This window comes from Methanobrevibacter sp. (assembly GCF_050872065.1).
In the GTDB taxonomy this organism is placed as follows: domain Archaea; phylum Methanobacteriota; class Methanobacteria; order Methanobacteriales; family Methanobacteriaceae; genus Methanocatella.
This window is the reverse complement of the sequence record NZ_JBNMGD010000016.1, coordinates 1-22,766: the sequence shown is the minus strand read 5'-3', so window position 1 is coordinate 22,766 and position 22,766 is coordinate 1. Positions and strand designations below refer to the sequence as shown.

The 22,766-nt window shown below is 29.8% G+C and carries 22 protein-coding genes; 5 read left to right on the top strand and 17 right to left on the bottom strand.

What is annotated here, in order from left to right; translation table 11 throughout:
* Positions 1-15 precede the first annotated feature (15 nt).
* From ACR0P1_RS03685 to psmB, 5 genes are all read right to left on the bottom strand, one after another.
* Complete coding sequence (locus tag ACR0P1_RS03685) at positions 16-2,262, bottom strand: hypothetical protein (RefSeq protein ID WP_432645055.1); 2,247 nt, start codon at positions 2,260-2,262, stop codon at positions 16-18.
* A 194-nt stretch (positions 2,263-2,456) separates the two neighbouring features.
* Positions 2,457-3,485, bottom strand: a complete 1,029-nt coding sequence (gene comC, locus ACR0P1_RS03680) for an L-sulfolactate dehydrogenase (RefSeq protein WP_432645054.1) — start codon at positions 3,483-3,485, stop codon at positions 2,457-2,459.
* 20 nt (positions 3,486-3,505) lie between these two features.
* On the bottom strand, positions 3,506-4,525 hold the full coding sequence (purM, locus tag ACR0P1_RS03675; RefSeq protein ID WP_432645053.1) for a phosphoribosylformylglycinamidine cyclo-ligase: 1,020 nt from the start codon (positions 4,523-4,525) through the stop codon (positions 3,506-3,508).
* Positions 4,526-4,615: 90 nt separating this feature from the next.
* Entirely contained in the window at positions 4,616-6,529 is a 1,914-nt protein-coding gene (locus ACR0P1_RS03670; RefSeq protein WP_432645052.1) for a beta-CASP ribonuclease aCPSF1, read from the bottom strand.
* A 129-nt stretch (positions 6,530-6,658) separates the two neighbouring features.
* Positions 6,659-7,273, bottom strand: coding sequence for an archaeal proteasome endopeptidase complex subunit beta (gene psmB, locus ACR0P1_RS03665; RefSeq protein WP_432645051.1), 615 nt, complete (start codon positions 7,271-7,273; stop codon positions 6,659-6,661).
* A 185-nt stretch (positions 7,274-7,458) separates the two neighbouring features.
* On the opposite strand from psmB, the gene ACR0P1_RS03660 reads away from it, so the two are divergent.
* The gene (locus tag ACR0P1_RS03660; RefSeq protein ID WP_432645050.1) at positions 7,459-8,187 is read left to right on the top strand and encodes a class I SAM-dependent methyltransferase; all 729 of its coding nucleotides are present in this window, start codon (positions 7,459-7,461) and stop codon (positions 8,185-8,187) included.
* Here the strand turns inward: ACR0P1_RS03660 and cofG are convergent.
* The 5 genes from cofG to ACR0P1_RS03635 form a co-directional block, all read right to left on the bottom strand.
* Entirely contained in the window at positions 8,165-9,262 is a 1,098-nt protein-coding gene (cofG, locus tag ACR0P1_RS03655) for a 7,8-didemethyl-8-hydroxy-5-deazariboflavin synthase subunit CofG (RefSeq protein ID WP_432645049.1), read from the bottom strand. The genes ACR0P1_RS03660 and cofG overlap by 23 nt on opposite strands.
* Before the next feature lies 1 nt (position 9,263).
* On the bottom strand, positions 9,264-9,704 hold the full coding sequence (locus tag ACR0P1_RS03650) for a DUF2120 family protein (RefSeq protein ID WP_432645048.1): 441 nt from the start codon (positions 9,702-9,704) through the stop codon (positions 9,264-9,266).
* 11 nt (positions 9,705-9,715) lie between these two features.
* Positions 9,716-10,657: a GTP cyclohydrolase MptA gene (mptA, locus tag ACR0P1_RS03645; RefSeq protein WP_432645063.1), complete on the bottom strand. Its 942-nt coding sequence runs from the start codon at positions 10,655-10,657 to the stop codon at positions 9,716-9,718.
* A gap of 334 nt (positions 10,658-10,991) precedes the next feature.
* The gene (locus ACR0P1_RS03640; RefSeq protein ID WP_432645047.1) at positions 10,992-11,468 is read right to left on the bottom strand and encodes an Lrp/AsnC family transcriptional regulator; all 477 of its coding nucleotides are present in this window, start codon (positions 11,466-11,468) and stop codon (positions 10,992-10,994) included.
* Positions 11,469-11,651: 183 nt separating this feature from the next.
* Positions 11,652-12,818 (bottom strand): tRNA (guanine(10)-N(2))-dimethyltransferase, encoded by a 1,167-nt coding sequence (locus tag ACR0P1_RS03635; RefSeq protein ID WP_432645046.1) that lies wholly within the window; start codon positions 12,816-12,818, stop codon positions 11,652-11,654.
* 107 nt (positions 12,819-12,925) lie between these two features.
* Between ACR0P1_RS03635 and ACR0P1_RS03630 the strand changes: the two genes are divergently transcribed.
* Complete coding sequence (locus ACR0P1_RS03630) at positions 12,926-14,032, top strand: DegT/DnrJ/EryC1/StrS family aminotransferase (RefSeq protein ID WP_432645045.1); 1,107 nt, start codon at positions 12,926-12,928, stop codon at positions 14,030-14,032.
* A 20-nt stretch (positions 14,033-14,052) separates the two neighbouring features.
* On the opposite strand, the gene ACR0P1_RS03625 is transcribed toward ACR0P1_RS03630, so the two are convergent.
* Positions 14,053-14,358, bottom strand: coding sequence for an MTH1187 family thiamine-binding protein (locus ACR0P1_RS03625; RefSeq protein ID WP_432645044.1), 306 nt, complete (start codon positions 14,356-14,358; stop codon positions 14,053-14,055).
* Positions 14,359-14,409: 51 nt separating this feature from the next.
* On the opposite strand from ACR0P1_RS03625, the gene ACR0P1_RS03620 reads away from it, so the two are divergent.
* Positions 14,410-15,285, top strand: coding sequence for a TIGR00269 family protein (locus ACR0P1_RS03620; RefSeq protein ID WP_432645043.1), 876 nt, complete (start codon positions 14,410-14,412; stop codon positions 15,283-15,285).
* Here ACR0P1_RS03620 and ACR0P1_RS03615 read toward each other — a convergent pair.
* The 5 genes from ACR0P1_RS03615 to comB form a co-directional block, all read right to left on the bottom strand.
* Positions 15,244-16,188: a calcium/sodium antiporter gene (locus ACR0P1_RS03615; protein ID WP_432645042.1), complete on the bottom strand. Its 945-nt coding sequence runs from the start codon at positions 16,186-16,188 to the stop codon at positions 15,244-15,246. The two genes, ACR0P1_RS03620 and ACR0P1_RS03615, sit on opposite strands and share 42 nt — an antisense overlap.
* A 1-nt stretch (position 16,189) precedes the next feature.
* Positions 16,190-17,509, bottom strand: coding sequence for a hemolysin family protein (locus ACR0P1_RS03610; protein WP_432645041.1), 1,320 nt, complete (start codon positions 17,507-17,509; stop codon positions 16,190-16,192).
* Positions 17,510-17,527: 18 nt separating this feature from the next.
* Entirely contained in the window at positions 17,528-17,743 is a 216-nt protein-coding gene (locus ACR0P1_RS03605) for a DUF1922 domain-containing protein (protein WP_432645040.1), read from the bottom strand.
* Positions 17,744-17,806: 63 nt separating this feature from the next.
* Positions 17,807-18,979, bottom strand: coding sequence for a TraB/GumN family protein (locus ACR0P1_RS03600; protein ID WP_432645039.1), 1,173 nt, complete (start codon positions 18,977-18,979; stop codon positions 17,807-17,809).
* A 59-nt stretch (positions 18,980-19,038) separates the two neighbouring features.
* Positions 19,039-19,728: a 2-phosphosulfolactate phosphatase gene (gene comB / locus ACR0P1_RS03595; protein WP_432645038.1), complete on the bottom strand. Its 690-nt coding sequence runs from the start codon at positions 19,726-19,728 to the stop codon at positions 19,039-19,041.
* 39 nt (positions 19,729-19,767) lie between these two features.
* On the opposite strand from comB, the gene ACR0P1_RS03590 reads away from it, so the two are divergent.
* Together ACR0P1_RS03590 and ACR0P1_RS03585 are read left to right on the top strand one after the other, a co-directional pair.
* Positions 19,768-20,292, top strand: coding sequence for a hypothetical protein (locus tag ACR0P1_RS03590; protein ID WP_432645037.1), 525 nt, complete (start codon positions 19,768-19,770; stop codon positions 20,290-20,292).
* A gap of 49 nt (positions 20,293-20,341) precedes the next feature.
* Positions 20,342-21,265, top strand: a complete 924-nt coding sequence (locus tag ACR0P1_RS03585; RefSeq protein ID WP_432645036.1) for a methanogenesis marker 7 protein — start codon at positions 20,342-20,344, stop codon at positions 21,263-21,265.
* A 13-nt stretch (positions 21,266-21,278) separates the two neighbouring features.
* On the opposite strand, the gene mmp10 is transcribed toward ACR0P1_RS03585, so the two are convergent.
* Positions 21,279-22,523 carry a methyl coenzyme M reductase-arginine methyltransferase Mmp10 gene (gene mmp10, locus ACR0P1_RS03580; RefSeq protein WP_432645035.1) on the bottom strand — a complete coding sequence of 415 codons (1,245 nt, stop codon included), beginning with the start codon at positions 22,521-22,523 and terminating at the stop codon, positions 21,279-21,281.
* Between the last annotated feature and the right edge of the window lie 243 nt (positions 22,524-22,766).

The window sequence follows — 22,766 nt, the reverse complement described above, 5'->3', positions numbered from 1 at the left end:
AATTCTCTTTTAAATTTATTTAGTTATTTTTATATAAGATGTAGCAGATTTTGCAACACAATACTTGTTTGCAGAGCTCACAATAACTTTATGAGTTCCAAGGCTTAATGATTTTACATTAAAGTATGCTATTCCTTTTGAATTTGTTGTTATTGTGTAAGTCTTATATTTTTTACCAGTATACACTTTGATTGTTATTTTAACTCCTGAAATTATTTTATTAGTTTTGGTGTTTTTCGCAGTAACCTTGAAGTATGTTGTTTTTCCTTTTTTAGCGGTTAATTTCGCTGGAGTTAATTTTGTTGGAGCTTTTAATACTACAATCTTGGATGAAACTTTGCTTGCAACATAGTTCTTTGAATCGGCACCTCTTACTTCAACTTTATAAGTCCCAGGTTTGAGGTTAATTAATAATTTTAGTGTACCATCAGCACCAGTATTTCCATTATAGTTGTAATATCTGTAAGAAGATATGTAAACTCTAATGTTAAGTTTTGCATTATAAATTGGAGCATTACTTCTCTTTGTGTTAACTAATTTTATGGTTAAGTATCTTCCTTGTTTGTAGTATGCTGTTGTTTTTGGTGCACTGATTTTTGCAGTAGATCTGTAGACTGTGATATATTTAGTTATTGAACTTCCACTATATCTCTTATCTGCAGTACTTACAACCATTTTGTTTTTTCCAACATTTAGTGGAGCTGAAATTTTGGCATTTCCGTTTTTATCTGTTTTAAGAAGATAATTTGATGATTTTGAACCTGTGTATAATTGGACAAGTATATATGCTTCGGATATTGCTTTACCATTTTTATCTGTAACTTTGATAGTTACAGTAGATCCAGTGTTGTAATAAATGGTCAATTTAGAAGTAGCAGTTAATTTAACAGATTTCGGTGGGATAATTATTTTTCCGCTAGCATTATTATATGCTATATTTTTAGTATCATTGTTACTTGCGGTAATAGGATAAGTTCCACTAGTTAATTGGTTAACAGATACAGTAGCCTGTCCATTTTTGTTAGTTTGGAAGTAATAATCTATCTTTGAAGTCCCAGGTATATATAAATGAATCCATGTGTATGGAACTGGTTCTCCGTTTTTAGCATTTGTAACTGTAATAGTTACTTTTTTTTGGGTTCCGTATTCTTCTTTAAATGGATCAATTTTAATGTTGATTTGTGCTTGTTCAATAGTTAAATTAAATTTGGTATTTGTTGATTTATATATTCCATTAGTTGATAATTCAGCAGTATGGTTGCCAACACCCATAAAGAAATAATAAGTATCATACCGTAAATAGAAATCAGTATTTTTAAATGATACAATTCCGTGCTCATCGGTTATTCCAGAAACTTTTATGGTATTAACCATATTAATATTATTGCCAATGGTAGCAGTAATTGGAATAGATAAAGTTACGTTTGCACAGGATAATATTTCATTAGTATCAATATCAATTACTCTAAATGTAAAATTACCATTGTTGTATTGGTTTTTATTATTCACTACTTCGATTTTAGTGTTATAAATTCTATTCAATCTGAGGGTTTTGTTAAGTTTCTCTTCACCATTATAAATAATAGTCATATTTGATGAAGTTATATTATTTGCTAGTGTGTATATAAAAATAAGCTTATTATTTTCTAGCCTTAAATCAGATATGTCGAGTACTTTAATGACATTTCCATCTTTGTATTTTATAGTAATATTGAAGTCATCTGCACTTATCTCTTTAATATCAACACCATTTGTAATATTAAGAGGTATTTCGACGATTTTACTACTGTTCACATTGATAGAAGATGGTGTTTCTAGGGTATAATTACCAAATATTGATAAAATGATATTGGTTGTAGAATTGGAATAAATTTCATTGCCGAGATATTTAATGGTCAGATTATGATTTCCAATTGATAAATCATCAAGAATAGTTATCTTTGATTCATCATAATTAAATTTTATACTCTTATTTTCTTCAATAACTGTTAAATTTTCATTAGTAATTCCAGATATTTTATTTGAGTTATCGTCTTTTATAGTCGCATTTATTTCTATTGTTTCGGTGTCTTTTATTTTAATATCTTCAGAAACAATTTCAGTATCTATTTTAGGGGTTGTAACATCATTTTCAGAATCAATATTTGTTCCATTATTGGATATGGGATTTGTTGAAACTTCATTCGCGCTAACAGCACCTAAACTTATTAATAATATAATTGCAGTAATTATTAATAAAATGTGAGAATTTTTAAGTTTCATAACTTTTTTCCTCCATTCATGAAAATCCTATTTTATTTTAAAAAGGAGTATGATTTTCTACTGAGTTCATATTATTTTTTTTTAAATATTTAATTATTAATGTATAATGATTTTCATTTTAAGTTTTATAAATTTTTTTGATGTGTATTTTTTTTACTATCGAGGGATTTATAAAAAAAGAATGAAGAATAGGATTATTCTTCAAGGTATGAATCCAAGTTAATGTCTAAATTATCACAGATTTCTTTTAACTGTTCGTACAATTTTTCATCAATTGGAATGCCGTTAGCTTCTGCTTCAGCAATTCTTTTAACTTCTAAGTCACCTGGGATAGCTACATTTTCACCAGTTTCTCTGACTTGAGAAACGAAGTCTTCGGTGTTTGCTTTAAATTCATCAAAATCACCAAATTTGGATGGATCGATTACTATGTATAAATCTCCTTTGGTACAATCTTTATCTGGTGATGCTGTACCTGATACTCCATTACCATATCCTGCTTGTACTAATGGTCCAGTTAATACTTCGATTAATAAAGATAATGCATATCCTTTGAATCCTCCAAATGGTAAAATGGATCCGTTCAATGCTTCTTCAGGGTTGTTAGTTGGATTTCCGTCTTTATCCAACGCCCATCCATCCGGTAAATCTAATCCTTTTCTTTTTGATTCAATGATTTTTCCACGTGCAGTAACTGATGTTGCCATATCCACGGTCATATATGTGTCTGATGGAATTCCTAATGCTATTGGATTAGTTCCAATTAGAGCTTTTTTACCGCCTAATGGTGCAATAGCAGGGTCAGTATTTGCGATTACAAGTCCAATACAATTTTCTCTTAATGCTAAATCACTGTAAAATCCAGTAACTCCGAAATGATTAGAATTATGGACGCCAACACATGCAATACCCATTTCTTTTGCTTTTTTAATTGCAATTTGCATAGCTTTATAAGATACTGCTTGTCCAAAACCACTGTTACCATTAATCAATGCCATTGCAGGTGTTTCTTTTTCAATAGTGATATTGTCTTCTAAATTAATTGTTCCTGCTTTAATGCTGATGAGATATTGGGGGAATCTGCCTAATCCGTGTGATGTAAATCCTTTTAAATCTGCATCGATTGTTGCTTCTGCTACTAATTCTTGATCTTCTTCACTAGCTCCCAATTTTTTTAATATCTCCTTTACAAGAGCTATTTCGTTATCTTTCATTATCTTCATTGTATCACTCTCAATTTTAATTAGTATTCAAGTTTACTACCTTCAAAACCTTTAACAGTGATTTTTTCATCATCGGTTACTTTACCAATGATTTGGCAGTCACAATATTCATTTAGAGTATTCATGATTTTTCCTGATTCTTCTTCATCACAAATAACAACAAAACCAACACCCATGTTGAAGACTTTGTACATTTCTTTTATGTCTACTCCTTGTTGGTAAATAAGTTTGAATATTTCTGGAACTTCTGGAAGGTCGTTAATTTCGTATCCCACACCTTTTTTTAAACGTCTAAGGTTAGTAAATCCTCCTCCTGTGATGTGAGCTAGACCATGAATATTGTATTCTTTTTCAAATAGTGCAACAATAGGTTTAACATAGAGTTCAGTTGGTCTAATTAATTCTTCACCAATGGTTGTTTCACCATTTGGCATTTTATCATCAATAGAAAAGCCACCTTTATCAAATATTGCATTTCTAGCTAAACTATATCCGTTAGAATGAATACCATTACTGTTAATACCAATTAATACATCTCCTGGTTGGATTTTTTCACCAGTAATAATTTTGTCAATGTCTACAAATCCAATACCAGTCCCTGCTAAATCAAAATCTTTAATAATTCCTGGAAGAGATGCAGTTTCCCCACCAATGATTGCAATTTTTGATTCGTTAGCACCTTTTACAAGACCTTCAGCAATTTCTGCTGCTCTTTCTGGATCTGGTTTTTCAACAGCAAGATAATCTACTAAAGCTATTGGTTCTGCTCCAACACATAAAATGTCGTTGACAACCATAGCAATACAGTCAATACCTACTGTATCATATTTGTCCATCATTTCTGCAATTAAAATTTTACTTCCAACACCATCAGTACTCATTGCAATAGCTTTATCTCCTAATTTTACTAAAGCTGCATAATGACCACTGTCTGTAATAATATCTCTACATTCTAATGTTGATTTAAGTTTATCAGCTAATTTTGAAACAGTAACTGCTTCTAAGTCAATATCAACACCAGATTCTGAATATGTAACCATTTTAACACCTATTGTTTTAAAAATAAATAATGTTGTAATTATACAACATTCTTTAATAGTAATTTTGTTTTAATTAGTATTTATTTATTATTAATGAATTCTTACACAATCTAAGTTAATTGGAGTTTTTGTCTCGATTTTATAACTTCTGTGTATTGATGATGCGAGATCCACAGTTTTATATGGGTCTCCATGACAAGTAATGACTTTTTCAGGTCTTGGATTAAGTCTTTTAACGTATTCCATTAATTGTCTTCTGTTAGAGTGACCACTGAATCCATTAATTGTTTTAATTTCCATTCTAACATTAAAAATTCTTGTTTTCCCATCATCATCTTCAAGTGGAATTTCTTTCCAACCTTTTTGAACTCTTCTACCCATTGAACCTTCAGATTGATATCCTACAAATATTATAGTGTTTCTTTCATCTTCACATAACCATTTGAAGTATTCTACTGAGTTACCTCCAGTCAACATACCTGATGTAGATAAGATGATTGCTGGGTCTTGACTTTCAACAATCTCTTTTCTTTGGTCGTGGTTTTGAACTTTATTAAACATTTCTGAAACAAATGGGTTTCTACCCATGTGAAAAATTTGATCTCTTAAGTCTTTACTTAAGTATTCAGGTCTTGCAGTGTGAATTGCAGTTGCTTCCCAAATCATTCCGTCAATGTAAATTGGAACTTCTTCGATTAATCCGTGTCTCATGTATTCTTCTAATACTATCATAAGTTCTTGGGCTCTTCCTACAGCAAATACAGGGACTAATATTTTTCCACCACGTTTAAGAGTTTTGTAGATGGTCTTCATCATTTCTTTTTCAGCATTGTTTCTTGAAGGCTGGATATCTTCTCTTCCACCATAAGTACTTTCCATAATTACTGTTTCAGCACGTGGGAAACGGATGGTTGCAGGTTCAAGTAATCTGGATGGTTCATATTTGAAGTCTCCAGTATAAACTAAGTTGTGAGCTCCATCTCCAATGTGCATATGTGAGATTGCTGAACCTAAAATATGTCCTGCATTATGTAATGTTAACCTTATATCTGGTGAGATGTCTGTCACTTCACCATAATCTAGGGTAATTGTATTTTTAATCGCTTGTTTTACATGTTTTGATGTAAATGGTAAAGGATTACCTTCTCTGTGAGCAATATCAAGGTGGTCGAATTGTAAAAGAGTGGTTAAATCTCTTGTTGGGGTTGTACAGTATACTGGTCCATCATATCCATAATGGAATAAGTAAGGTACAAATCCACAATGATCTAAGTGAGCGTGAGATATAATAACTGCGTCTAATTCTTCAATTGAGAATTCTGGTGCATTTAAATATGGGAATGCATTTTTATTATCTGATGCAGCGACGTTAACTCCACAGTCTAATAATACACGACTATTTGGTGTTTGTAAGAGCATGGATGAACGTCCAACTTCTTTAAATCCTCCCAGTGAAGTAACTCTTGCCCAATCATTTGGGTATTTACTTCCTTGGTGAATTTGACGTCCAAGACGTTGTAATAATTTTTTTCTGTCTTTACTACTATTTTTTTGAATAGTTCTAATTTTTCCAATAATGTCTGAACTTATTGGTGGGGTTCTCAAAATTTTAGGTGCCCATCCAGTATTTTTAACAATATTTCTTGAAGTAGCACCATATTTTCCAATAACGAGTCCAGGTTTTTTAGCGGTGATAACTACTTCTCCAGTTACATTATCAAAATAAATATCAGTAATTTCGGCTCCATCTGGAACAATTTCATGAATTTTATTTATTGTTGCTTCATTATCAAGCAATGCACTTTTGTCTGATCTTATAATTATTCTTTTTCTAAGTTCTTTTGCAAGTGATCTAATTAAGTCACCATTTTCAGTTATAATTTCTGGATTTTTGGTATAAACTACCACTTCTGGTCCTTCGAATTCCACTTTGGAAACTTGGATTTCTGCAGGTAGTTTTTGCAAAATCTCTTTTTTAATATCTTCTAAAATATCTGAAGCCATATAATCCCTTCAAAAAAAGTTTGTGTATTATAATAGTTTATGAAAAGCTTTAAGCTATAATTAGTTAAATTTCATAAACTATGTACACATTTTATATAAAAAAATAGTTAGTTATGAAAATTAGTTTTGCTATATTTTATCCAAAATTTCTTTTACTTTTTCATTATCTAACATTTCATAGCCGTCTTTATCTACTTTAGCGACTAAAAATCCGTTACCGGAATAAGTGTCACGTTCAGCAGCAGCTCTGATAGCTCTTATAGCTACTTCAAGTCCTTCGTCTACTGATAAATCTTCTCTAAATCTGTCTTCAAGAACACCGTAAGCTACGATAGATCCTGATCCAGTTGAGATGTAATTATCTTTAATCATACCACCAGCAGGGTCTAATGAATAAATGGATGGTTTGCCTTCGTCCATACCACCAAGTAATATTTGAACATACATTGGTCCTGAACGTAAGATATTTGCAGTTAATGATGCTGCAGCTTTAACACTAATTTCATCATTGTTTCTCATTTGGTATAATGAAACTTCTGCTTTAATAAGTTTCATTAAGTTTTGTGCATCCCCAACAGAACCTGCAATGGTTGTTGCAATGTGATCATCAATTTTAAATATTTTTTCTGCTACTTTGTGAGCTACTAAATTTCCCATAGTTGCTCTTCTTTCAGTTGCAAATACAATTCCGTCTTTACAAGTAATTCCGACGGTTGTTGTACCTTCTACAATTTTATCTTTCATTTAAATACACCTCATTTAAGTATTTAAAATATCTTATTCCAACTACTTATAGGTTAATTTAACAAAATAAATTAATAATTTTCGTATTAATTTTATTTAAAATCAGAATCAATAATTAGTATAAACTAACAATACTATATTATTAAATTAGAATATATAAACTTTTCTTATTTAAGGTGCTTAAAATGAAGTATAAAAAAATTGGTGATATCTTGATTTTGGACAACAAGTACTCAGGCAATGATTTTGAGGAGTTGTCTAATAAACATAATGTGAAAACTATAATGAAGATTGATCACATCCAAGGAACTAAAAGGGAGCCAATTTATAAAGTTCTTTTTGGAAGCGAAACAGAAACAATGCATAAAGAAAATGGTTGTTTATTTAAATTGGATTTATGCAAGGTGATGTGGTCTAAAGGTAACAATAATGAAAGATTAAGGATTGCTAAACTAGTTGAAGATGATGAAGTGGTGCTTGATATGTTTGCAGGTATTGGTTACTTTTCTATTCCTATTGGAGTATATTCAAATGCAAAGGAAATTATCCCAATTGAAATAAATCCCAATTCTTATCATTTTTTATGTGAAAATATTAAATTAAACAAATTAACAAATGTGACTCCAATTTTAGGGGATTGTATGAGGGAAACTCCTAAATTTAAGGCAGATAGGATATTGATGGGTTATGTTAAAACAACTCATCATTATTTAAAAATAGCTATTGATAGTTTGAACAAAGGTGGTGTTCTTCATTATCATGAAACAGTTCCCGAAAAATTAATCAACACTAGACCAATAGAAAGAATTAAAGCTCAAGCAGGAGATAGGGATGTTGAGTTATTAAAAATAAATAAAATAAAAAAATATGCTCCTGGTGTAGAGCATGTTGTTATTGATGCTCGAATAAATTAGATATTCTCTTTAATAAATCGTCATTCAACCATTCATCATTAATGTATTTTTCATAAATACATAATCTTTCAGTTAATTCAAAACCTGCATCAGTAGTTATCTTTTTAAGTTCATCAATTCCTGGCCATGGAGAGGTGATATTTACATAATCTGGGCTTACTGGTGAAACGCCACCCCAATCATCAGCACCACATAATAAGAATATTTGTGCAGTTTCATTGTTTAAGTTAGGTGGAACTTGAATACTGACATCAGTATCTCCAAATAAGAGAGTTCCTGCTATTACTGTTCTAATCATATCTAAAAAGCTTGGTTCTGGCCAATTTTCCATTTCAATTCCAGGGATTGGTGTGAAATTTTGAATAATTAATTCTTGGATATGTCCATATTTATCATATAAATCTCTAATTGCGATTAATGATTCTGCAATTTCTTCTTTTGTCTCACCAATTCCAATTAATATTCCTGTGGTATAGGGGATTTTAAGTTTTCCTGCATTGGATATAGTTTCAAGTCTTAATTCTGGATTTTTTCCAGGACTTTTATTGTGTGCAGGTAATTCCATTAATCTCTTTGATGAGTTTTCAAGCATTAATCCTAGTGATGCATTAACTTCTTTTAATTTTTTTAAATCCTCAAAACTAAAGTTTCCACCATTGGTATGAGGTAATAAAGTGGTTTTATTTAAAGTCATTTGGCATATGTCTATAATGTAATCAATCATTTTTTCATAGCCATATTCTGCCAATTTGAGTTGAACGACTTTTTCTTCATCTGCATCTTCACCAAAAGTAAAAAGAGCTTCTTTACATCCATATTTCTCAGCTTCTTTTAAGCTTTCCAAAACTTCTTGTTTTGTTTTAAGAATTATGGCTTCTGGATCATCAGGATTTTTTTTAAAATTACAGTATCCACAATCATTTCTGCAAATTTCAGTCAAAGGTATGAATACATTTTTAGAATAAGTAATAAGATGATTCTCCCTATATTGTACTGTTTGTGACATATATTTGATTATTTCACTATCAGTAGCTTTTAAAATTTGGAGAATCTCTTCTTTATTTAAGGATTGCATTTTAATCTTCATGTTCTGAAACAGTCACTTCCACATATAATGGAGGTAATCCGTTTCTATCTTCCCATATAGCAACTATAACATCAAAACCTGGGAGTTTAAATACTTTATATCCAACTTCAAGCCCCATGGATTCAAGTTCTTTTTTCATTCTTGAAAATCCATGTTCGTCAATGGTATTTGTAGTTCCTTCACTTTCTTTGATGTGCTGGTCTCCAGATTTTAATATTTTAGAAATTTCTTCGGAACTTGCACTTAATTCAGTTCCTCCAAGAAGTTCACCTAATTCAGTAAGTTTAGAGTCAAATTTATCTATAGGAATGGTTTTTCTAGACCTTCCTCTAACAATAAGTATTTTTGCATTGTTAATTGCAGGTCTTGAACCTTTAAATGATTCAAAAAATCCCATTACTTTTCCTGCAATTTCATAACTTTTTTTCATTAAATCAAACCCTATTGGATATTTAATTCAGATTTCAATTCACCCATTGTAGTTACTTTTTCAGCATATGCATTATGTCTATGAATACTTTCTTCATTTTCTTGACGTGCTGTGATTAATGTGTTATCTGGTAAGTCAGTATACTTCTTAGCAACTTTTTCCATCATGTTTCTAACACAGTCTTCAACAAAAACAGGGTTTTTGTGTGCATTCATAACAGTCGCATTTTCATCAGGTCTTTTGAGTAATTCACAAACAGGTGAACTCATTGAATTTTCAATAATTTCTATGAGATCTTCAGCTTTAACTTTTTTATCTTCTGGAACTTCAACCAATAAGGTTCCAATTCCTCTTTGGTTATGGGAAGCAAATGTAACAGTATCTAAAACTTTTTGTGTAGTTTTTTCATCTAAGAATTCTAATAATTTATTTTTATCAGATTCTCTTACAGATTCTTGTGCACATGGACAAACAGTCATTCCAATGACTTCTGCACCAATGCTTTTTCTAATCTTAATGTCGCCGTTTTCATCTCTAAGTCCAACAGATTTTGCTATTAATTTGCTTGTTTCTTGAGTTTTGTTTTCGGTAACAGGAGATTTTTTCATGAACATAAAATCAGTTGTCATTGAAATTTCAACACGTTTTGCATATTCATGTTTAGTCATCATTTTTTCAACGATTTTTGCACATAATGATTCTATGTCTACAGTTGAGTCGTTAGCAACACTCTCAAGCACTTCACTAATGGCTTCAGGGTTTCTAGACATGTGAACACCTTTTTGATCATTTGGTAAATCTACAAATGCATCAAATGTAGGTAATAAAATTATTGGTCTTTTATTTGTTCTTTCTAGTTGTAATAATTTTTTAACTCCTGTAACACCTACTCTAGTTAATTTAATAGGTATACTTGGAGTATCATCTTGAGTATCAGGTAAGCATACTACCAATTTCATAACCTCTAAATTGTTATTTATAATAAGTATATATTTGTTGTCTTTTTATTTATATAGTTTAATGAAAATTAATTGTTTTTAGTTATCTTTTCATTACAGTGGTAATTCTATTTTACAAATTAAGAAATTATCATATTAATTTTTAGATATATTTCCATCTATTATCCTATAGAAAAAGTTTATGTTCTAATTAATTTATCTGAAAAATGTGTATATTGTTCAACAAAAAGGATTTTATTACTTTTGAGTTATTCTAAAAATAGAGCTATTAAAGTTCGAAAAAGTAGTATAATAAGTAGTCCCTTTCGGACTACTTTTTGAAAATAAATTATAAAATGTTTGAAGAACCCATATCTTCTTTAATAACATCTAAAACAGTTTGTGTATATGTTCTTTCTATAATTGGATCTTTTAACAATTCTTTAATGAATGCATTTAATTCGTTGGTGTTTCTGAATTTTGCAATTAAAAATGCATCATATTCTCCAGTAACATCGTAGATTCCAACTACATTTTTATTAAAGAAGGTTTTTTCTTCCCAATTTTTGAGTTTTCCACCTTTTACTCTTACTCCAATAATTGTGGTTAAAACAAAACCTAATTTTTCATGATCAATAACCGGTGAAAATTTTTTGATAACTCCAGATTTTACCATTTTATCAATACGATTGTGAACGGTTCCTACAGACACATCTAAACTACGTGAAATTTGCCTATAAGATGTTCTTACATCTTCGTTGATTATTTTTAAAATGTTGATGTCGGTATCATCTAATTTGATAACATTTTCTTTTGTTTTTGCCATCGCTGTATGCCTCTTTATATAATAAATTGGTCAATTATTTTAATTAACCTTGTAATGTAGAATATATTTTTTATAATATTTAAAACTTAATAATTATTTTTTATTTTTTTTTAAAAATTACTAACATTTATTGTTTTTTTTATTATTTTTTATAAAAATATCTTTCTTTTTATATTATATTTTTTAAATTGTCTTTTGTAAGTCAATAAGAACATTTTTAATGTGTTCAATAGAAGCATCTGTTTTTAAACCTAGAGGTTTAAAATGTGTTTTCACTGCTATGAATCCATCTTTTTTAAGTTCATCTAAAATTAAATCAAATTTAGGAGCACTAACTTTCAATGATTTGCAGATACTATGAATATCAAAAAATGTTGCTGGTGCATCAGATTCTATAAGACATTTATTCAATAATTTCAAAGCTTCCTTTTTGCTATTAATTTTTTTGTTTTCAGTTTCATCAATCATTTTTTGAATAAATTCACTATTTTGGATAGGGCCTAACCATAATGGGCCAGCATGGATTAATTTTTCACCACAGATGGGGCAGATTTCATCAATTGGGCTAGCTAAACCTTTACTTGTTTGTCTATGAAGGCAGTGTTTGCAATGACTAATGTAACCAATATTTTTTAATGTTTCATCTGTTCTTTTTGAACCTTTTTTAATTTCAAGGTATAATCTCATATAATGTTCAGTACTATGAGACATTTTTATTTCAATACATTTTGCATATTTTGAAAGAGTGAGTGCTACAAAACCTGCTAATATTCTAATACCTGTTTCATGACAGTATTCACTTTTGTATGGTTTTGCATTATATTTACGTATGCAAGGTTCTTTATATGTTCCACATAATGCAGAAGTATCTGTTGCGGTAACACATAATAGGGAATTTCTTCGAGCACAGTAACCAGAAGAATCAAGAAATGGGGATGGAGTTCCAAATGGATCAATATCAATTACATCAAACTCTCCACGTTTCATTCTTAAAAACATACTAGCATCATGTTGATACACTTCAATATTTTCTAAATTGTTTAATTCAATATTATGTCTTTCATAATGATTTGCTATTTCACTTATATCATTAATGGAGACTTCTCCAACACCATCAATTTCATTTTTATAGCGGATACCACGTATTCCACTTCCTCCAAATAAATCACAAATATTTATTTCTCTTTCTTGTTCTTTTTGGAATACTTGTATTGCAAGTATGGATAAATCTCTATTTAATTCCATATGGGGGTTATAAAAAACTGGTGCATCAGAAGATACTTTATCAAATTCGGGGAATTCAATTTTTGTGATACCTTCGTCAATAGTTTTGGTTTTATATTCTTCCATTTATCTCACTCTTGAATTGTTTTATTAATAATAAGTAATGTTTTAAATATTATTAGATTTAAAGATTAGTATAGATAATTTTAATTATTTTATTAATGGTGATTATGGTGTCAGATATTAAAGTTCCTATTGCAAAACCAATAATTGGGGAAGAAGAAATAGAAAATGTGGTTGAAGTTTTAAAATCAGGAATGATTGCTCAAGGACCAAAAGTTGCTGAGTTCGAGCAAAAATTTGCGGATTGGGTTGGTGCAAAATATGGTGTTGCTGTTAACTCTGGAACCGCTGCATTGCATGTTGCATTACTCTCTTGTGGTATTGGTGAAGGGGATGAAGTAATTACAACTCCATTTACTTTTATTGCAACTGGAAATTCAATTTTATATACTGGTGCAAAGCCAGTTTTTGCAGATATTGACTTAAAAACATATACTATGGACCCAGACTCTATTGAATCATTAATAACTGAGAACACTAAAGCTATTTTACCTGTTCAATTATATGGACAATCTGCGAACATGGATAAAATCAATGAAATTGCTGAAAAACATGGATTAATAGTTATTGAAGATGCTGCACAAGCTCACGGTGCAACATGTAATGGTGAAAAAATTGGTAGTTTAGGAGATATGTCCTGTTTTAGTTTTTACCCAACTAAAAACATGACAACTTCTGAAGGTGGAATAATCACAACAGATGATGAAGAATTAGCTGAAAATGCTAAAATATTCAGAGCTCATGGTGCAAGTGTGAGATATCATCATGATGAAGTTGGTTATAACTTTAGAATGACTGATATTTCTGCATCTATTGGTCTTGCTCAATTGGATAAAATTGATGGATTTAATGATAAAAGGATTGAAAATGCAGCATATCTAAATGAAGGTTTAAAAGATGTTGATGGAGTTATAACTCCTTATTGTGCATATGGTTCAAAACATGTATACCACCAATACACTATTAGAGTTGAAAAAGGAAATAGGGATGATTGGGTAAATATTATTAATGAATGTGGTGTTGGAACTGGAATCCATTATCCAATTCCATTGTACAATCAGCCAATTTATAAATCATTAGGAATTAAAGGCAATTGTCCAAATGCAGAACTTGCTGCAGATAATGTTATTTCTCTCCCAGTTCATCCATCTTTAACAAAAGATGATTTGGATTTAGTTATTAAAGCTGTTAAAACAGCTTCAGAAAAATTAGCTTAATACTAATTCTTTTTTTCTATTTATTTTAATATTTTATTTACTGTATCAATTTTAGCATCTAAAGTCCTATTTTCAAGGTCTCTTCTATCATCTACTTTTATAACTGTATATACTCTACCAATTCCAATTTTAAAGATAGCTTCTTGAGCATTAGCTATTGCAGAATAAAGTTCTTCAAGAGTATCTGCTTCAATTTGTGTTCCCATTCCGGTTAATTGGTAATTAAGCCCGGAATCTTTTATGGATTGGACTGCTACAGTTACATATTCTTTACATTCAGTAGTTTCAGTTCCGACAGGTAATATTGCAAAATCACAAGTTATCATTTTTTCACCTACTAAAATTATTTATTTATCATTTTATAAATTAATTTAGTAATGGTTAAATTAAACAAAGATGAATTTAATGAACATATTTTTACAAGGATTAATAAATTAATCTATGATTATGACTTAATTAAAGAAGGTGAATTAATAGCTGTTGCATTATCTGGTGGTAAAGATAGTGTATTGACGTTACATGCACTAAAAAATTATCAAAATTTATTGGATTTTGATTTAGTTGCTATTAGTGTAGATGAAGGAATTGAAGGTTATAGGCAACATGGTATTGATTCAGCCATTAATAATGCTAAGGAATTAGGTATTAAATTAGTTCAAAAATCATTTAAAGAGGAAGAAGGGTTTGCACTAGATGATATTTATCAAAATTTTAAAAGTGCATGTATTCCATGTGGTGTTTTTAGAAGGAATATTTTAAATAAGACTGCATATGAGTTAGGGGCAGTTAAAATAGCAACTGGACATAATCTGGATGATGAAATTCAATCTTTTTTAATGAGTTTTGCACGTGGGGATACAATTAAATTTTCAAAATTCGGCCCGGAACTTGATGTTATTCATCCTAAACTAGTTCCAAGAATAAAACCGTTATGGAATACACCAGAAAAAGAAGTTGGAATGTGGGCAGTAATAAATGGTATTGATATTCATTTAGATGAGTGTCCTTACTCTCATTTATCTTTAAGGGCTAAAATTAAAGAGTTTTTAAATATAAGTGAAGACCAATATCCTGGTGTTAAAAATAATGTGATGGAATCTTTTCAAAAGATGTTAACTTTTGAAAATGATATGGTCACAAGCCTTAATGAGTGTGAAGTATGTGGTGAGTCAACTTCATCTAACATTTGTAAGGCTTGTGAGTTAAAAGAATTAATTTCTCAAAATTACAAAGACCATATATGCAATGAATAATGCTATTAGAATAATACCTTCTTTTTTATCATATTTTTCTTGTGTTTTACCGAATATGAAGCATAATATTGTAACAAATATCATAAATACAGTATCTATAAGTAAACTTGAATTTAGTGGCATTTCACTTATTGCACTACTTGCACCTAAAACAAATAAAATGTTAAAAATGTTTGATCCAATAACATTACCTATGACTAATTGATTTTCTCCTTTTCTTAAAGCTGTAATTGATGTTACAAATTCAGGTAAAGATGTCCCTATTGCAACAATAGTTAAACCAACCAATGTTTCACTTAGTCCGAATGCTATGGCTATGGCTGAAGCACTGCCTACAACTAAATCTCCACCAATAATAATTCCTGCAAGTCCAATGATAATAAATATAATACTCTTTTTAAGACTTAATTTCGGTTCATTTACATCATGAGCATGACTATCTTTTCTTGCACTTTTAATAAGGAAGAATACATAACCGACCAATAGTACAAGTAAAATTATTCCTTCGATAGCACTTATTTTCCAATCAACAATGATGAATATACTTAATAATAATGTTATAGCTACGAGGAAAGGCAAATCTTTTTTTAGAACATTTTTTTCCATTAATAGATTGCTAAGTATTGCTGATACTCCAATAACCATTAGTATGTTGAATAAATTACTTCCGATAACATTACTTACAGCCATTGCATTGTTTCCAGAAATTGATGATGTAATTGATACTGCAGCTTCAGGTGCACTTGTTCCAAATGCCACAATTGTTAATCCAACAATTATTGTTGGTACTTTTAAAAGGTAGGCTACATTACTTGATCCATCAACAAAAAAATCAGAACCCTTGATTAAAAATACAAATCCTACAACTAGCAAGACTATTTGGATAATAATTCCAGCATCCATTTTATTCCTCTGTTATTTCTTCTTGTGGTCCAATATCAGTTACAAGGACTTTGTCTATTTGGTGTCCATCAATATCAATTATTTCAAATATAAATCTTCCACACTCATATTTTTCCTCTTCATTAGGAATAGTCCCACTAATACTTAGAATAAATCCTGCAAGTGTAGTATAATTGTCTTCTTCTTCATCTGGAAGGAAATCATTAAGGTCGAATAATTCTTTAAATTTATCAATAGGGTATCTTCCATCAATTAACCAGGTTCCATCTTCTCTTTCGATTGCTTGTGGTTCATCTTCTTCGTCAATTCCCGGAATGTCTCCAACAATTCCTTCAAGTAAATCATTTAATGTAATTAAACCTTCAACACTTCCAAATTCATCTACTACAAGAGACATATGTACGTATTCTTGATTTTCCTTGAATTCTTTTAGTAAATCTAATGTTTCTAAGTGTTCAGATACTACTAAAGGTTCTTTTATAATTTTATCAATGTCAAATTCTTCTTCAGTAAACATTAGTGAAAGTATATCTTTTGCTTGAACTACTCCAATGAATTCATCTAATTCTCCTTTAGCTATTGGAAAAATGGACCTTCTACTTTCAATAATTTTGACTTTATTGATATCTCGGTCATCTTCAAGATTAATCCAAATAATCTCATTACGAGGAGTCATTATACTTTCAACTTTTTGATCATCAAGTTTGAAAACTCTTTTAATAATGTCTTCTTCTTCTTTTTCAATAGTTCCGCCAGCTCTTCCTTCTTTAATCATTAATTCGATTTCTTCTTCGGTAACAGTATCATCAGTTTTATTTTCAATTCTCATCATCCATAAAAGAAAACTACTGGATTTTGCAAGAACAAAACTAATTGGTTTTGAAATTTTAGAAAGAATTACCATGCTTTTAGCAATTTTTATTGATATGCTTTCAGGATCATTCAATGCTATAACTTTAGGTACAATTTCTCCAACAATTAAAGTTAGGTATGTAGTAACAATAACAACTAGTATCACACTAATCATGTCGTTATATGGTATAAAGTAAAGTAATTTGGAAAGAGGTTCTGCTAAGGTTACTCCACCAAACGCCCCAGTTAAAACACCAATAAGTGAAATTCCGATTTGAACTGTAGATAAAAATTCATTTGGGTCTTCTAGCAATTTTAAAACAATTTCTGCGTTTTTATTTCCATTTTCTAAGTATTTTTCCATTTTTGCTTTTCTTACGGATACAATAGCAAGTTCTGCCATTGATAAATATCCATTAAGAATTATTAAAATTAAAATTATAATTATTTCGAGTGTCGTTCCAATCATTTTTAACAAAACCATACATTATTTTAAATCACTGGCTTTCATAAATCCAGTATTTCCATATATTTTATCTTGCATTTCCTGAACAGCTTGTGATGCTTCTTCTCTTGTGGCTACTTTTTGAAATATACGTCTAGATTTTATTTTTAAAGTTTTACCACAAACACATTTACGAGTAGCTACTCCTTCTTTTGCATAGAGTGCACGCCCGCAGTCACAACGAAATATAAAATACATGATTTTTTTCCTTAAAATTAATTGTATTAATAATATAACTAGTTCATCTATATAAAACTTTTATTATCCACCAAATATTTTCATGAATAATGGAATGAAAACTTTTGACGGTAAAATCACTAATGTAGCTAGGCTAACTCCTAAATTTGTCCCTATAACTACAAGCAATATCCTAAATATATTGTTGTTCCATAAATCTTTAAAGCTTTTAATTTTGGTTAGATTGTTAATATCGGTTTTTTTCACTTTTCTGTATTTTGCTTCAGTTAATCCTGAAAACCATCCTGCAGCAAGTAAAGGGTGTATTATAGTTAATGGAGCTACGATTCCACCAACAATTGCTGATTGAACTTTGGAACCAGAAAGAATTGATCCAATAAATCCCATAATCATACTGATGATTACAAATTCATAGACGTTTCCTGTAATATTTATCCCATTAAAATATGCCAGAAAAAATATCACAACAAATAAGATAGGAATCATTGCCAAAAATATTTTAACCCAAGGAATACCTTTTTTATCATTTATGACTTCTAACTCTTTTAAGTCAGGTAATGTTTCAGGATTATCTAAATATTTTTCAATTCCCTGTTTGTGTCCTGCTCCAACAACTGCAATAACTTTATCATAAGGTATTTGCATTATTTTTCCTGCGAGGTATGCATCTCTTTCATGCACAAGAACTTCATAAATACTTGGAGCTTCATCTTTAAATATTTCCATCATCTCATCAATATTCTCGGAGTTTTTCAACTCTTCAATATCAATTTCATCTTCCTCATCGTCAAAACCTAAAACTGAAACAATTAGACCATATGCAAATTTGGCTTTTTCCATAAATCCCATTTTATTTAATGCTCTTTGTAGTGTTGTATTAATTTCACGGTCAATAAGAGCAATTGGAATGTTTAAATCTTGACTTGCTTCAATAGCACCAATCATTTCAGAACCTGGATCAACATCTACTTCAGCTCCAATTTTTGATTGGAAATACCCAAGGAGAGTGCTTACTAAAAATAATCCTACTTTATTTTCTTTGATTATTTTAGTAACGGAGATATCTTCATCTTCTTCAATACCCATCATTCTATTTCTTATTTTTGCATATCTCCCTCTATCAAGTTCAATAGCAACAATATCTGGGTGTTGTTCATAAATTGCATCTTTTACTTCATTAACACTTTCTTCAGATACATGAGCAGTACCAATTATGGTTAATAATTCTCTTTTCATTTAAAAAAACACTTCTTTATAAATTTTATTTTCATATTATTAAATTTGGATATATAAAGTTAATCTTTTAATAATATTAATTCTTGATTTTTATATATTGCAACATTTTCTGTAATATTCTTCATACAGCATAGTTCAACATCATTTTCATAACCCAATTCTCTTAATCTTTTACCTGATCTTGAATTAATAAATGATTCTTTCATTGATTTATAATCTCTACTTGCCAATATTGCTGCTTTACCATATTCATTTAATTCACAATTTACCAACTCTTTATTAATCCAGTGTAATATTTCTCCAGATGCTAAAAAGTCTTCTATTGCAAATTCTCCTTTAACTCCAGCCATTACAACATCAATATGGTTATTTGCTATTTTTATACTTTTTTCAGCCACAGACTTAGCATTGATAAGAGAACCGACAAGAACTTTCGATTTCATATTTTCAAGAATTCTAGTGCCGTTACTTGTGGTTAATATTAATTGATTTGAATTTGATGTATAATCTTTTATTTTAGTAGGAGAATTTCCAAGATCAAATTCATCAATCTTTTTACCATTTCTTTCTCCTGCAACTATTCCTCCAAACTTTTCTCGTAATTCGATTGCTTCTTTTATTGAAAAACATGGAATAACTTTTTTAAAATTATTTAAAGCGAGAGTTATTGTAGAACTGGCTCTTAATGCATCAACCATTATTGAAACATCTGAACTTTCACTTTCTTCAAAACTCAATGTAACTTTCATGGGTTAATTTATATTGAAGATTAATATATAATAATTATTATGAAGATAATCACAACACCAATGTGTGAGGAAATTGTCAAACTTACAGGTATTAAGAATTATGTTGTAAATAAGTATCCGGATAATGAAGATGGAGATTTAGCTATTTTATTATCAGAAAGCAAAGTAGAAATGAATAGTTTAGCTATTAAAATTAATACTCCATCACAAGTTTTTGAAAGTATTAAAAAGGTCTCTAAAACAGTTCAAAATGAATTGTCTGATGAGGATATATTAGCATTTTTTGAGGATTATAAATTATGTAAAAAATATTTGAATTCTAATTTTAAAAGAGATGTTGCTGTTAAAGTGTATTCTAAGTTTTTAAAGGATATCATTTTGGATATGGGATTTAATATTGTATCTGAAGATTTTGATTATGTAATTTTTCCGGATTATCTTAAAGATGAAGTAATTGAAAGTGAAAATCTTATTGAAATTCCATCTCATAATTGTATTTCGAAAAATCCATTTGAAAAAATAGAAATTAGATATTCACTTTTAGAAAATTTAATAAGTATATAATAATATAATTACATTAACAATTTAATTGCATTTTTTGAGAGTTGTTAACATGTATGAAACATTAACATTTACTGGTGGAGTTCACAAAAGTGAAGAATTTAAAGAATTGATTGAGGATTTAGGTGGATTTATTCTTCAAGAAAGTATTCAACAAATGGAATTGGTATTGAGTATTGCTGTTCCTTTGGAAGATGTTGATAAGATTAAAGATAAATCTGCTGAACTTTTAGCAAAAATTTCAGTCGCTCCGATGGCGGGTTCTGAAATAGCTGTTGTTTCACCAACTCTTGCAAGACACCATTTACCTCATGCTGCATGTGATATTTCTGAATATTTACGTGAATTTGGTGCTAAGGATAATATGATAGGTCTTGCTAGAGGTGATGGTAAAGGTACTTCAGGTATTACTGAGGAAGAAAAAAGTTTGATTGAAGAACATGATCTTGCTATTTTTGTATTAGGTAGTTTTGAAAATTGTATTAAGGAAAAAGCTTTCTTATATGATGATATTGATATACCGGTAATTGTAACTGGTGCTCCAGATATTCCTATCGAAGAACTTCCTGGCGCTGATGCATATGTGGGGGATTTAGGTAGAATTCCTAGAAGATTAAGAAGAGGACCAGATGTTCGTGCATTGGATAAATTAGTTGAAACATGTGAAAAAATTTTAAATGATAAGAAACGAGAAATGACTCTTGATCCACCATTAGTTCCGTCTATTGTTGTAAAAAATGCAATTGAAAATCAAGTTATGGAAATTAAAGAGGTTTTCTCTCCTGCTCCAGTAACCTCACAACTAGATGGTGTTCGTGTAAAATTGAATTATGATGATTATGCTGATGTAATAGGCAATGTGATGATTGATGGTAAGAAATTATCTGAACTTGCTGAAATAAAAAAATCATTCATGTATGATTATATTTTAGTAAAAATTAATAGTGAGAGTTCTCTTGTTGAGAATTCTAACTAATCTTTCTTTTTTTTTAAATTCTTCTCATTCCAAAGAAATTAATAGCATTGACTAAATCATTGAATTGTTCTAATTCTGTTTCTATGACATTTTCATCAGTCATATCAATGCTTAATTCTCCATCAACACTTAGTGTGTCTGGTCCACGACCAACAAGTCTTTCATTACCATCTGCACTTAAAATTCTTTCTGCATCAAGCTGATGGACGAAAGATCTTCCAGGGATGATTGCAACATCTTTTATTTCACTTAAATCAAGTTTTTCTAAGTCTTCTTTTGTAATTAAACAGGCTATTTCTTTTTCAGTAGCTATAACATTAACACTGTCTGCTTCTAATTTATCGAATATTTTAGAGATAAATGGTGCTGCAATTTTGGATGTTATTATAGTTGCTTCGCCAGTAATAGGTTTTATAAATTGTAGGAATATTTCATTTTCATCTTTAGCTATTGCAAATGGACCACCAGTTTCAGGATCACATAAAGGTGTTCCACTTATTCTGAATTTATATTCCTTGTTGATTTGTTTTACAAGTTCTGTGAAATCTTTAACAGGTTGTGATTCAATTCCTTTAAGAATTGGTTCATTTCCAAGGATTAATCCTTCGTTGAATGTATTTGCAAACCTCATTAAAAGCATCCCTTTTGCACCCCAATCTTCTAGGGCATTACATGTTTGGCGCAATACTTCACCATCATTAACACCGGGAATTATTACAGCTGCACCAGTTAATTTGATATTTTCACAAAAAATTTTACATGCTTTGAGGGCTTCTTCTGGATATTGATCTTTAATCCATTCCTTTCTAAGTTTTGGATCTGATGAAAAAATAGTAAATGAAACTTCTTCCACACCGTTATTTATTAATCTAGAAGCAATTTCACCATCATTTATTCCTTTTCCACAGGTGTAACTTAATATTGAGGGGATTGATAGTTGATTTAAATTGGAAGTTAATGTTTCAAGGTGTGGATAGCAACTAATATCTCCACCACCACTTATATTTGCAGTTACTTTACCTCCATGCATGTTCATCATCAAGGCATTTTGTACTTCACTTATAACTTGGAAGGGTGATTTAAATTCATTTTGTGTTTCGCTAACACCTTTGCTACATCTTTCACAACCTATTTTATTAGGAAGACAATATGCACAACCAAAACTTTTAACTTCTTTCACTTTTCTAAAGTAACAGTATTTACAAAAACCGTTACAATCTTTACCGGGTATCCCACCAACATCAGCTAATAATTGCATATTTTATAATTTTTAATTTCATTTTATTTATAAATTAATAATTGGATTTTGTATATTTTTTAAGTATTACTTTGATATTATTTATTACTTAGTACTTTTTAAGTAATAATTTTTTTTATTTCCTTTATTTTCATTAAAAAAATTCTATTTATTCTTATTTTATACATCTAAGTATTTAATTAATATTTTTTTTAAAATTATTAACTTACTATTTCTTTATATATCTTATTGTTAAGTTTAAAT

What these genes read in the sequence shown, in the direction of transcription:
- ACR0P1_RS03600 (WP_432645039.1), bottom strand. Translation starts at nt 18,979, where the DNA reads ATGAAAAGAGAATTATTAACCATAATTGGTACTGCTCATGTATCTGAA.
- ACR0P1_RS03615 (WP_432645042.1), bottom strand. Translation starts at nt 16,188, where the DNA reads ATGGATGCTGGAATTATTATCCAAATAGTCTTGCTAGTTGTAGGATTT.
- psmB (WP_432645051.1), bottom strand. Translation starts at nt 7,273, where the DNA reads ATGAAAGATAAAATTGTAGAAGGTACAACAACCGTCGGAATTACTTGT.
- ACR0P1_RS03650 (WP_432645048.1), bottom strand. Translation starts at nt 9,704, where the DNA reads ATGAAAAAAAGTTATGAAATTGCAGGAAAAGTAATGGGATTTTTTGAA.
- ACR0P1_RS03670 (WP_432645052.1), bottom strand. Translation starts at nt 6,529, where the DNA reads ATGGCTTCAGATATTTTAGAAGATATTAAAAAAGAGATTTTGCAAAAA.
- ACR0P1_RS03660 (WP_432645050.1), top strand. Translation starts at nt 7,459, where the DNA reads ATGAAGTATAAAAAAATTGGTGATATCTTGATTTTGGACAACAAGTAC.
- ACR0P1_RS03590 (WP_432645037.1), top strand. Translation starts at nt 19,768, where the DNA reads ATGAAGATAATCACAACACCAATGTGTGAGGAAATTGTCAAACTTACA.
- comB (WP_432645038.1), bottom strand. Translation starts at nt 19,728, where the DNA reads ATGAAAGTTACATTGAGTTTTGAAGAAAGTGAAAGTTCAGATGTTTCA.
- ACR0P1_RS03685 (WP_432645055.1), bottom strand. Translation starts at nt 2,262, where the DNA reads ATGAAACTTAAAAATTCTCACATTTTATTAATAATTACTGCAATTATA.
- ACR0P1_RS03620 (WP_432645043.1), top strand. Translation starts at nt 14,410, where the DNA reads ATGGTTAAATTAAACAAAGATGAATTTAATGAACATATTTTTACAAGG.
- comC (WP_432645054.1), bottom strand. Translation starts at nt 3,485, where the DNA reads ATGAAGATAATGAAAGATAACGAAATAGCTCTTGTAAAGGAGATATTA.
- ACR0P1_RS03640 (WP_432645047.1), bottom strand. Translation starts at nt 11,468, where the DNA reads ATGGCAAAAACAAAAGAAAATGTTATCAAATTAGATGATACCGACATC.
- ACR0P1_RS03625 (WP_432645044.1), bottom strand. Translation starts at nt 14,358, where the DNA reads ATGATAACTTGTGATTTTGCAATATTACCTGTCGGAACTGAAACTACT.
- ACR0P1_RS03610 (WP_432645041.1), bottom strand. Translation starts at nt 17,509, where the DNA reads ATGATTGGAACGACACTCGAAATAATTATAATTTTAATTTTAATAATT.
- cofG (WP_432645049.1), bottom strand. Translation starts at nt 9,262, where the DNA reads ATGCAATCCTTAAATAAAGAAGAGATTCTCCAAATTTTAAAAGCTACT.
- mmp10 (WP_432645035.1), bottom strand. Translation starts at nt 22,523, where the DNA reads ATGCAATTATTAGCTGATGTTGGTGGGATACCCGGTAAAGATTGTAAC.
- ACR0P1_RS03605 (WP_432645040.1), bottom strand. Translation starts at nt 17,743, where the DNA reads ATGTATTTTATATTTCGTTGTGACTGCGGGCGTGCACTCTATGCAAAA.
- purM (WP_432645053.1), bottom strand. Translation starts at nt 4,525, where the DNA reads ATGGTTACATATTCAGAATCTGGTGTTGATATTGACTTAGAAGCAGTT.
- ACR0P1_RS03585 (WP_432645036.1), top strand. Translation starts at nt 20,342, where the DNA reads ATGTATGAAACATTAACATTTACTGGTGGAGTTCACAAAAGTGAAGAA.
- ACR0P1_RS03635 (WP_432645046.1), bottom strand. Translation starts at nt 12,818, where the DNA reads ATGGAAGAATATAAAACCAAAACTATTGACGAAGGTATCACAAAAATT.